This window comes from Prevotella sp. HMSC073D09, from assembly GCF_001814145.1.
Lineage (GTDB): Bacteria > Bacteroidota > Bacteroidia > Bacteroidales > Bacteroidaceae > Prevotella > Prevotella conceptionensis.
The window spans coordinates 1-265 of sequence record NZ_KV814999.1 but is presented as its reverse complement, the minus strand read 5'-3'; the positions used below and the strand labels follow the sequence as shown (position 1 = coordinate 265).

1 pseudogene is annotated in these 265 nt (G+C 52.1%); it reads right to left on the bottom strand.

Annotated features, from left to right (window positions below):
* Positions 1–54 precede the first annotated feature (54 nt).
* Positions 55–265 (bottom strand): annotated as a pseudogene (locus HMPREF2955_RS00185) (tail tape measure protein); the annotation flags it as partial.

The window sequence follows — 265 nt, the reverse complement described above, 5'->3', positions numbered from 1 at the left end:
TTGAACTTCCAAATATTGCATCAAATAGTCCCATAATTACGCTTGACATTTAAGTTAGAAAATACTATCCACCAATGCTGAACCGCCCCTGCTACAAAGGAATGCACCGATGAGACCGACTACCACTGCGCCTACGAGTGTACCCACGCCAGGACAAACGGCCGTGCCGACAATTGCGCCAATTTCGGCACCGGCCCATGCACCGGCTAAGCCACCAACGGCCGCACCTGTGGCCTGTTGTGTTTTGTCGCCAAACTCTCCTTCC